At 68.3% G+C, this 9,968-nt stretch carries 10 protein-coding genes and 3 pseudogenes; 2 read left to right on the top strand and 11 right to left on the bottom strand.

Translation table 11 applies throughout. The annotated features are described in order from the left end of the window. Positions 1 to 162: 162 nt before the first annotated feature. From ABZ896_RS10255 to ABZ896_RS10245, 3 genes and pseudogenes are all read right to left on the bottom strand, one after another. A pseudogene (locus tag ABZ896_RS10255) lies at positions 163 to 306 on the bottom strand (tetratricopeptide repeat protein); the annotation flags it as partial. 120 nt (positions 307 to 426) lie between these two features. Then, complete coding sequence (locus ABZ896_RS10250) at positions 427 to 1,431, bottom strand: hypothetical protein (protein ID WP_360924948.1); 1,005 nt, start codon at positions 1,429 to 1,431, stop codon at positions 427 to 429. 434 nt (positions 1,432 to 1,865) lie between these two features. Beyond that, entirely contained in the window at positions 1,866 to 2,375 is a 510-nt protein-coding gene (locus ABZ896_RS10245) for a hypothetical protein (protein WP_360924945.1), read from the bottom strand. A gap of 449 nt (positions 2,376 to 2,824) precedes the next feature. Here ABZ896_RS10245 and ABZ896_RS10240 point away from each other — a divergent pair, with 449 nt between their 5' ends. Continuing rightward, a complete protein-coding gene (locus ABZ896_RS10240) occupies positions 2,825 to 3,541 on the top strand; it encodes a hypothetical protein (protein WP_360924942.1) in 717 nt (238 codons plus the stop codon). A gap of 155 nt (positions 3,542 to 3,696) precedes the next feature. Further along, positions 3,697 to 4,020, top strand: a pseudogene (locus tag ABZ896_RS10235) (DUF6233 domain-containing protein); the annotation flags it as partial. A gap of 65 nt (positions 4,021 to 4,085) precedes the next feature. Here the strand turns inward: ABZ896_RS10235 and ABZ896_RS10230 are convergent. From ABZ896_RS10230 to ABZ896_RS10195, 8 genes and pseudogenes are all read right to left on the bottom strand, one after another. Continuing rightward, positions 4,086 to 4,397 (bottom strand): hypothetical protein, encoded by a 312-nt coding sequence (locus ABZ896_RS10230; RefSeq protein ID WP_360924957.1) that lies wholly within the window; start codon positions 4,395 to 4,397, stop codon positions 4,086 to 4,088. Between the two features lie 125 nt (positions 4,398 to 4,522). Further along, on the bottom strand, positions 4,523 to 4,777 hold the full coding sequence (locus ABZ896_RS10225; protein WP_360924954.1) for a hypothetical protein: 255 nt from the start codon (positions 4,775 to 4,777) through the stop codon (positions 4,523 to 4,525). A gap of 151 nt (positions 4,778 to 4,928) precedes the next feature. Further along, positions 4,929 to 5,501, bottom strand: coding sequence for a hypothetical protein (locus ABZ896_RS10220; RefSeq protein WP_360924939.1), 573 nt, complete (start codon positions 5,499 to 5,501; stop codon positions 4,929 to 4,931). A 98-nt stretch (positions 5,502 to 5,599) separates the two neighbouring features. Further along, complete coding sequence (locus ABZ896_RS10215; RefSeq protein ID WP_360924936.1) at positions 5,600 to 5,800, bottom strand: hypothetical protein; 201 nt, start codon at positions 5,798 to 5,800, stop codon at positions 5,600 to 5,602. A gap of 188 nt (positions 5,801 to 5,988) precedes the next feature. After that, positions 5,989 to 6,642: pseudogene (locus ABZ896_RS10210) on the bottom strand (NUDIX domain-containing protein); the annotation flags it as partial. Positions 6,643 to 6,914: 272 nt separating this feature from the next. Then, positions 6,915 to 8,216, bottom strand: coding sequence for a DUF1173 family protein (locus ABZ896_RS10205; protein WP_360924933.1), 1,302 nt, complete (start codon positions 8,214 to 8,216; stop codon positions 6,915 to 6,917). Beyond that, on the bottom strand, positions 8,213 to 9,424 hold the full coding sequence (locus ABZ896_RS10200) for a hypothetical protein (RefSeq protein ID WP_360924930.1): 1,212 nt from the start codon (positions 9,422 to 9,424) through the stop codon (positions 8,213 to 8,215). Before ABZ896_RS10200 ends, ABZ896_RS10205 begins: the two co-directional genes overlap by 4 nt. Continuing rightward, positions 9,421 to 9,861 carry a hypothetical protein gene (locus ABZ896_RS10195; protein WP_360924927.1) on the bottom strand — a complete coding sequence of 147 codons (441 nt, stop codon included), beginning with the start codon at positions 9,859 to 9,861 and terminating at the stop codon, positions 9,421 to 9,423. The genes ABZ896_RS10200 and ABZ896_RS10195 overlap by 4 nt, the downstream gene beginning before the upstream one ends. Positions 9,862 to 9,968 lie beyond the last annotated feature (107 nt).

Raw genomic sequence — 9,968 nt, 5'->3', positions numbered from 1 at the left:
CGCCTCCACAACCTCGCCCTCGCCGGATAGACCAGCAGCCGGGGCCGCCACCACCCCATCACCAATTCCAAGATCGCTTACGGGACAACCTTTAGGCGAGTTTCCACTCACGACCCCGCAGGGCAGATGACTACATCGGCCCAACGGCCGCCTCCGGAACCGCTATGTGGACCGCGCCCGTTCCAGGTTCGCCCGGACGTTCGCGATCATCGGATGGCCTGGGCTCAACGCCCGCTCGCTGTCTGCGAGGGTGCGTTCATGTAGTGCGATGGCCCGGTCCAGGTCCCCCGCCTCCCGGTACGCGTATGCGAGGTTGTGCCCACGGCCACATGGGCCCCGTAGCGTGTCAACTCCCTGGCCGGTTGTTCGGCGCCGTGCCGCACGAGCGCCACAGCAAGCGTCTCCGCACCGGCCTCCTGTCCGGCTTCAGGAAGCTGGCCGGTAGGTGGCGGCCGGTCCGATCGCGTTCGGCCCGAACTTCTCACGGATCCGGTCGGACGCCGCCTCACCCGCAAGACGCGCGTGCCGGGCGGCGTCGAGACTGAGCTGTTCAGCCGCCTGGTCGCCGTCGATCAAGTCCTCGCCGCGCAGTGCGAGCCCGGTCAGCCGGCCCCGCTGAAGGCCCGCCGCGTCCATGAGTTGGTAGGTGAGCTGACGCAGGTCGTCCTCATGCGCGGACGCCTCAACCAGGCGGCGGCTCTTCTCCCACGTTGGCCCGCCCGCGAACGACAGGGAGAGCGTGAGCCCCCGCGCAGCCTGCCCGCGGCGGCGCAGCTCGACACCGAGCTGCACGACCAGCCCGAGCAGAGCCGAGCGTGCCTCAGCCCCGTCCAGGACATCGCGGGGGAACCGGTGCCGGACGCTCACGGAGGCGGGCAGGCGACGAGGCGTGACCGTACGGGGATCGATGCCCCGGGCACGATCGAATACCGTACGGCCCGCCTTGCCCAGCAGGCGCTGCACGGTCGTGGCCGGCAGCGCGGCGAGCACGCCCACCCGGTCGACGCCGTACCGCCGGAGGACGGCGGCCTGGCGGGGGCCGACGCCGTACAGCTCCTCCACCAAGAGCGGCGCCAGCCATTCCGCGGCGTCAGCCGCTTCGACCGCCAGGACACCGCCCGGGTACGGGACCTGAGCGGAGGCTGTCGCGGCGACGGTGATGGTCGAGGCGATGCCGACGCGGACGTCGACGCCGTAACGGGAGACCGTGCGTAGCCGCAGCACGTCCCCCAGCTGGGAAGCGCTCGCACCGTGATAGCGGAGTGCGCCCCGCAGATCGGCCAGGGCCGCGGTGGGCGGCAGAGCCTGCACCACCGGCGACAGCTCCTCCATCTGCTCCAGAACCTGCCGGTACGCCTCCTCCGGGAGCCGCTCCGGGCAACGCACATGCATCACCACACCCGGCCGGCGCTCCCTCTGCTCCCCGCTCATCCATCACCCACCTCCACCACCACGATATCGAACGTACAATCGAACGCGCGAGTGTCGGAGAAGTTGAATGCGTGCCACCGAGGTCGTAGGCGCCCCTCGGCTCGACTGCTAGAACGGAGGGAGTCCGTCACCGGAAATGGGCACGGAGGCGGTCTCCTCGCCGTGAAGGTATGTGTCGTCCTGTGGCCAGACGGGGCGTTCCTCGCCATTCGTGAGGCGTAGGTGAACCGGGCTGTTCTCCAGCTGGTGGATCAGGTGCGTTGGTACGTCGTGGAGAGTGCCATCCCATTCGCGGGCGCTGGCGGGGCCGAAAGCCCGGAGGTCTGCGGTTACGTCGACCTGGTGGTCGCCCACTATCAGTGTGGCGGTGTCGTGGTACGTGAGGTTCGGCATTCTCCCAAGGTGCTCCCGTCGGCCACGGCCCGCCACCCGGGCTACAGGGGGTGCACCTGCTGTTGGGAGGCGGCGGGCAGGGTGGAGAACGTCCACAGCAGCAAGGCGTCCGTGGCGGTCCGCAGCTTTCCTGCCACCTCGCGAGCCTCGTCTAGCGACATGGTCGCCGACAGCCCCGGCTTCTGGTACTTCGAGTAAAGCGCCGTGATCCGCTGGGCCTGCTCGTCGGCGGGATCGGACTGGTCAATCGCCAGGATGCTGTGCACGAGGCGATTGCGGGCCGTCATCAAGCCGTCGATGTCGCCAAGCCAGCCTTTCACCATGCTCCGCTGCTGCTCGTCGAGATCGAGGTGCACGGAGGTGATCGCCCGGCAGTTGGCGATCAGAGTGCTCACCGGCACGCCAGCAGCAACGATCTCCGCGTACTGCGAGTCGAGAAGACCTACTAGGAGGGTTCGCAGGGCGAACTCGGCGCGCGCCCCCTCCACTGCGGCTGCTCCCACCAGCCCTCGAAGTTCGTCTGCCGATGTACCAGAGGTTGCGTCCATCATGGGTTGACCGTAAGCGACATGTTCCCGGCGCGCGGGCTTCGACGACGTCACGGAGCGATCCTGACTCGGTCGATCAGGCCCCGGCTACGCCGATTCGCCCCGTCAAGGGGTGATGGCGCGCACGCAAGATGTGGATGGCATGGGCATCGGATGTCTTGTGTCGTCGAACCTTGAGTAGGTGTCATCGAAGCTTGGGCGGCGAGACTGCGGGGGCGCGCTCGGGTGGTCGTTCCGCTGACGGACCTTGATTCTGTGATTCCTGTGGCGGTGCTGATGCTTGCTGACCATGCTGGTCGGCTATGGGTAATGGACCGTCGCCAGAGAGTTCCTGGTCGTCACTGTTGACGCGGCTCGGTCGCGGGGTTGGCATCACTGTGGCTAGTGGAGCCGGGGTCGGGGCGTTTGCGTGGGGTGCCGCCTGGCTTACTGCAAACCCAGCGGGTGATTCCGTGGCGGCCTGGCTGGGTGCAGCCATTGCGGCTGTGACTGCGGGGGCGGCCGCTCTCTCCGCATGGGCGACACAGCGTCAAGCCGATCGAGCGATCGATGCCGGCCGTGAAGCCGTTCGCGCGGCCGAGCGCGGAGTGGAAGGGGCCCTAGCTGCTCGCTCCGGACCGGCGATCGCGATGACCGGGGAGCCCTCGGCGGCCCGGGATGAGGCAGAGGCGCAACACGATCGCCGGGATCTAGCGCTGGCTCGGTTGTGGTCGCTGACTCATCGTCGGCTGGACCTTTACCACGAGATTGCTACGAACCAGGCGCGCAGATCGTTCGTGAGTGCGCAGATCTCAATGGGGGTCGGCTTCGCGTTATTGGTGCTATTTGTCGTTCTGGCTTTGAATATTCGCAACACGGCCGGCGCGATCGTGACGGGCGGGCTCGGGGCGGTCTCGGCGGCGCTGGCCGGGTTCATCAGCAAGACATTCGTGAAGTCCCAGCAGTCTGCGGCTGACCACCTCAAGGCGTACTTCGACCAACCCTTGGAGTTCTCCCGCTACTTGGCGGCAGAGCGGTTGCTGGCTGATGCGGGTCTGCCCGATGAGAAGAGGGCTGAGGTCGTCGCCCTGCTGGTCCAGACGATCGCGGCGGGGCCTGGGTCCAACGTTCCTTTGGACGTGAATGGCCTGGTGCAGCAGTTGCAAGAGCTGCTTCCCGGCCAGCCATAGGCTTGGTGTGACTCTCTGACTGCACGTGCGACATGGCCAGCGCAATCAAACTTCGGTGACGCGAACTCGCATCCGTCAAGGTTCGTTGGCACACGCTCAAGATGCGATGACGCGGGACGTCGAACGCGCGGGGGCATCACCCTAGAATCAAAAATATGTTCGATCACTCGCGAGATCTCCCCGACTCCCTGGAGCAGCTCGAGACTCTACGGATCTGGCACTCCATGTGGCTGGAGCGCATCGACAACAAGGCCGCTTACCTGCGGCAGCGCCGCGCGGAAGAAGCACGGGGTCGGGCACGCCGCCCTCCGGTGCCGGACTGGATCCTCGAACTCCACCGTGGCACCGGCCATCCGGTAGCCGTGCACATCGGCGACTGCGGTATCGCTGGCCGCCGGAAACGGCCGGTCGGCAGGGAAGACGCGCGTCGCCTCCTCGCTACCGACGGAGTGCCCGCCTGCCCGATCTGCCGCCCGGACACCGAACTGCGCATCGCCGACTTAGCTACCCAGCGGCGGAGGTTCGTGGCGCCTGGAACTACGCTTCAGAACGGCTGTGCGCCGTTTCCTCTGATCTCGATCGGGATCAACTCTGCCACTTTGGTGCACACCGTGAAGCTGCCCCGGCGTCCGTTCGGCAGCTTCAGCTCCGGGTCGAGGGCCCGCCGGATGGCCCAGGCCGCCGCCTCGGTGGCCGGCGCCAGCAGTCCGTCCCACTTGACGCCGCCCTTAGCCGAGCGGCGACGGCCGCGTCTGGCTGGAGTGGGGTGCCTTGTTCTGATGGGCCACAGGGATGCCGCGACCTCATGTTCATCGCCGTCGATGATGACGGTGGCAGGGCCGACGTACGGGTCCATGAAGCCAGTCTGCTCTTCGCCGTGTGAGGCTGCCATGCGGCGCAGAACTCTACGGTCTGCCGCTCCTTGGGCTGTCGTCAGTGCTGTACCGTACCGGGGTGCTGCGCGGTCGGCTCAGGATTCCCCTACACCCCGTCGGTGTTCAGCTCGGCGAGGTGCTCCCGCAGGAACCGGCGTGTCTGCTCGTCGGTGGCGACGGCTTCGTTATCGAAGCGGCTGTCTGCCCATGACGTCTTGCCGCTGGAACGGATACGCAACTCCCCTCCCGTGATCAGGTACTGCCGGTACTCGACGAAGTTCTTTTCCCTGGTGCAGGTCTTTACCTCGAAGCCCTCGTTCTGCTCCAGCAGCTGCTGGCGTACTTCCCTCGTCAAGCGCATGATCCCCCCACGGCCTAAAACGGTGGGGGGATCATGCCACGCCGAAGCGGCAACCTTGCCCCTGTCCGGCGGAGGGCCATCGTCTCTCACGCGGCTCCTGCGGCGATGTAGTCCGCTCCGGCGCCGCAACTACCCGCCAAGGAAAGGGCGTTCAGGCTCCCTTGGTGAAGATGCGTCCGGTCTCATCGGTCCAGACGTGAACGCGCAGGGTCAGATCGTGGGAGGCGGTACCGCTGATGCCGACCGCCATACCGGCCGCGCCGACCGCGCCGCCGGCGGTGGCGGCCGCGGTGCCCCCGGTGAAGACGGCCGCGCCCGCGACGACCATGGGGATCCCGATGACGGCTCCGATGATCGTGAGGGTCAGCAGCACCCCGAAGACGATCATGCCGATGCCGCCCAGCACGCCCAGGAGGCCGACTCCGCCCACCGTCGCACCGGCCGCGACGCCGGTCGCGCCCACGCCCACGGCCGTCGCGCTGTCAGCGTGCTGGACCTGGGCCAGGAGCGCGGCGCCGGGCATGCGGTGGATCTCGGTCCACCCTTGCGCCGTCATACAGCCGACGAACCGCGTCAGCTCCGCTTCCCGCTGCTCGGGGGCGATCGGCTTGCCGTAGCCGGGGAACACCATCCGGGGCGGCATCTCCGCACCCCACTGGGGCGCCTTCCATTTGTCCGTGCTCGCCGTGCCCGGCAGTCGGGGATTCTGCGCGTGGTCACTCATGGCTCTGCTCTCCGCCTGGACCACCCTTCGTTTCCCATTACACACCTGATCGCGGATGCCCACCTGGCGGCACAGACCTGGGGGTGGGCCTGCTGGGGCTACGGCCGGGTGTTGACGAAGCGCACGCTCGATCCCCAGCGGGCCTGCACGGGTTCCATGCACCACTGGCACAGCGGTGACCCGCCGTTGGCGTACCGGTGGGTTGTGCGCCGGCAGCCGGTGCAGGGTCCGGCCTTGTCGCTGGAGCAGACGCGCGCGGACGGGTCCGGCTCGGTGATGGGCGGCGGAGGAGTGGTCATGGTGTGTCCTGTTCTGGGAGGTGAAGTGCCGCCTCCCGGCGGGCAGCATACCGGGCCGGTGGGCACGTCTGTTCGACTCACGTCCGTGGCCGGAGCGGCTGGAGCGGCTGGAGTCCCCTCCACGGGCAGGGGCGGCGGGTGTTGTAGTGATGGCGCGGGCGAGGCGCGGCGTGCGTGCCGTGTGCCGGCTACCTGGGCCGGGCTATCTCGGAGAACTGGTTGGCCGCGCGTATCCAGGCGTCCTCGGAGTCCGGCCCGTTGTACGTCTTCTCCAGTTCCGCCAGGATGGCCGCGCCCTGCGCGTACCGGCCGACAGCCAGGTCCAGCCAGGTCAGGCTGAGACGGTCGTCGGCGATCGGATCGCGCAGCGCGGCCACGGTGTAGGCGGCGTATGCGGCTCGGGGAAGGCCGTCCCGGCCGGTGGGGAGGGGGCCACCGACGGCCCGCAGCGTCACCCCTGCCTGGTGGACGGCGGCGAGGGATGCCGCGTCGCCGAGCGTCCGGGGCGCTGTGTCTGTCGCGGCCATGAGGTCGGTTTCCGACAGGTCGTGCCATGAACACCACTGCGTACGCACCGGCTCGCCGGGGTCCAGGGCTACGGGGCCTTCGGTGCAGCCGTGGGCGAGGAAGAGGTGCGCGGTCTCGGTGCTGGTGGCGCGAGCCGTGGCTACCGCGCCGAGCGGATACAGCCAGGCTGCGCGCAGGCCGGTCTCTTCCTGAAGTTCCCGGCGGGCGGCGGCAGCAGGTTCTTCCGCCGGGTCGACGAGCCCTCCAGGCAGGTCGGTGATCTCCGTGTCGTGGAGGTAGTGGTGCTGGGTCACCGTCGCGATCCGCCCCCGGTGTACGGCGAGGACCCGTACGGAATCCGGGGCAGCGGCGTGAGGCTACTCCACGGTGGCGCCGTCGGGCCGCGGCAGCTAAGAAATCGGTGACGGTAGAAAAAGGCGACCGCCAAGAAGGTGACGGCGGCTAAGGAGACCGCCAAGGAGGCGTCGGCGAAAAACTCGTCATCCCGCGCGTACTTGACGAGCCCGGTGTGATCATTTGGTGACTTCATTAGTTTCGGACGGGGCGGCATGTCGCTTACGGGTTCGCAGCTTGTTCGCGACGGCGGCTAGCGGCGTCGCACGTTGGGGATTGAGTCGGCTACGTCCCACTCAAGAAGCTCGGCTCCTTGCCGCTGGTAGTGCGCCTGCTTGATCCGCTTGCGTCGGTCGTAGGACTCCCTGCCGTGGATTCCGTAGACCTCTACATAGGAGTGGGGGTGTGTGTCGGTGAGGACGAAGTCCGGGAACACGAGATCGCTTCCGTCGTACCGCACCGGCTTGACGTAGGCACGTCCGCTGTCGGTAAGGGCGTTCGCCATCGCCACTTCATGACTGGAGTCGGCGGGTATGTAAAGCTCGGAGACCAGCATGGCCGCCATGTCGACCACCTTGACGTTGCCCTTGGGGCTGAGTTCGACCAGGAACAGGCCGATCCGGCGGGCTCCGTGTTCAGCAGCGGCATTGGAGAAGGCCGGGCGGTACGAGCGGCGTAGCCGCTCGTCGAGAGCGGTGGTCGCGAACAGGGCGCCGCGGTGGTGAGCCAGCGTGTACCGGACTCCGTACCGGGTGGGGCTGGTATCCCTGATCTCGCCCAGGATGAGCCCGCGGCGCTGGGTGTCGGGACGTTGCTTCAGCCGGGTGATGAGGAAGGTCTCGAAGGCAGCGGTGTTGCGACGGGCGTACTCCTTGCGGAAGGGCGGCACGACGTACAGGGCGTCGGCCAGGTTCTCGTGGTTGATCGAGCATCCGGCTATCTGTTCGCTCAGTCGCGCGTGGCAGATCCACCAGCTGCGTCGGCGCCAGCGTGGGTGCCACGCAGTGAGCTGGGCTGACTCCCACAACCAGTGGAGAAGGCCGAGGAGTCCGACGGTCCGGCGTGCGCGTCCCTCGCGTGATTCGGTGGATGCCTTCGCCGGTTCCGGGTCGCTGAGCTTTCTGGCGAGGGCGGCGCTGAAGCGGATCGCCACGCCCTCGTCGTCCTCACGGATGGCCTCCGTGCTGTACGCGTCGCGGCCGGTCAGCTCGGAGGCGAGTTTGTGGAAACTGCAGCTGGGATCGTGGAGTTCGCCCTCGCCGGGCCATCCGGCCAGGTGGTAGCGGCCGCCCCGGCTGCACCGGATGACAAGCCGGAGGGCGGGGGTCTGGCAGAGGCATTGGCCGTGGCCCACCTCGGCCCTGGCCCGGGCGAAGAGCGCGGCGTAGTTGGTGGCCTGGTCGCGCAGTATGCGGAGGGGCAGTGCCTTGTCCGCAAGCTGTACGCGGTCGGCTCGGTCACGGCGGGAAGTGCCGTCACCCCCGGCGCTGTTCGCGTCGGATGACTGAGGACGGCCGGGCTCGTCTCGTGGCGCGGTGGTTTCCAGGGCGGTCATGTCCGTACGCCTCCATAGCCGGGACCGGTCTGCGGACGGTGGTGCTGGAGTTCTTCCTCAGCCTCGGCGTGCCGACGGCGCCGACCCACCTGCACCATCAGCTCGGTCGCGGCGTGGTGCGGGTCCGGGCTCGGGTCGGTATCGAGCTGCTCGGCCAGTGCGCGCCGCACGGCGGCCTCTTCCGCACGTTGGCGTGCGGTGAGCCGGGAGCGCCGTTGGATTTCCAGGGTGATGCGCTGCACCTCGTCGAGGAGCTGCTGAACATGGTGCATCGCCTCGGCAGTGTCCGGGGGAACCGGTGCGCCTTCGGGGAGCTGCTCGGCCAGCTGCCGCAGTCCGTAGGAGGCGGTCAGCGCCGTCTCCATGATCTGGCCGCGCCGGCTGCTCAGCTCGGGCGGGCTCAGCAGGGCCAGGGAGTCCGCGCGTGCCAGTCGGGTCAGGGCGGCCAGCACGTCCGTCTGTCCGATGCCCTCCAAGCCGGCGGCCACGCCTGGTTCCAGGCGGCTCTGACTGATCTCGGCTGGTGCGATGCGCTCGGCCCAGGCCAGCAGGTCGGCACGCAGTAGCGTCACGGCCTGCGGGGCCAACCCGTAGCTGGCGAAGGCCGCGTCCGGGATGTCGGCGACCTGGGCCAGCCGGACGTACAGGTCCTCGCGCACCTGCGTCTCGGGGATCTGCCGGAGCCCTGCGATCCCGGTGACGTAGTCGGCCAGGTAAGAGTCGACGGCTCCCTGTCCCAGATGGCTGGTCAGCACGGCCAGGTCCACGAAGTCCTTGGCGGCCAGGCGGTGTTCAGGAGCCTCCAGCTTGCCGTAGAGGAGGTCGCCTACGGCTGCCACGGGCGTCGCCTTGACGGTGGCGGGGGCGAAGTAGCTGGTCATGCGGGCCATTTGAACAGTGACCGTGCCGTACTCGGGGTGGGTGACCAGCAGGTCGCCGTTCTGGTCGCATTGCGCGAGTGGGTGGAAGGCCCAGGTCCGGGCCTCCTCAACTCGGTACCCGCGGGCGGTCAGCGTGCCTATGACAGCGGCACGTACGGCCGGGGCGTGGGCCTGAATCTGGTCCGTGAACACGTCGATGTCGTCTGCGGACCGGGCCCCCGCGATGCCGAGGGCATGGAGCGCCAGCGAGCCGGACAGGTGGTAGCCGAGCTGGCCGCATGAGTCCAGAACGAGGCGGGCGACCGTGAGCTTTGCTTCGGTGTTCACGGCGCGGTCAGCTCCGCGAACCGTCGCTCCCACACCTCCGCGACGGTTTGCGGGGCGAGCCGTCGCGGCCACAGTTGGCACAGAACCTCACGGTTGATCAGTGCTGCCTGTTCCGACGCGGTCCCGCCTACGAGGAGTCTGCGGTACAGCGCGGCGCACTGCGCCGTGTCCGCCACGTCCACGCGCGCGGGGACCTCGCTGTCGGTCAGATGACGCGGAACGTCCACGAACCCCGAAGAGGGGCCCGCGAGGGCGTCCAGGTCCGCCACCACGGCGAACCCCTGGAACAGGAGAAGGTCACTGACACCGGGCTCGGTCAGAGCGTGAGCGATGTCCTCGGGTATCAACCCCTGGCGGGCTGCTTCGTCGAGTACTCCCTGCTCGGCGCCCCGCAGGCGTGCCACGCGCGCGAAGTCGGGCCGGGGGGTGCTGGCCATGTGGTCCGTTCTCCTTCGGTGATGCGTCAAGTACACGCATTGATTGACTAGTTGCGGCGATGCCGCCCGTTGTCCGCACGACGCGCCTCTACCGTCACTGAACGGCG

Origin of the sequence: Streptomyces sp. NPDC047072 (assembly GCF_040643855.1) — a bacterium.
GTDB lineage: Bacteria > Actinomycetota > Actinomycetes > Streptomycetales > Streptomycetaceae > Streptomyces.
This window is presented reverse-complemented; position numbering and strand designations above follow the sequence as displayed.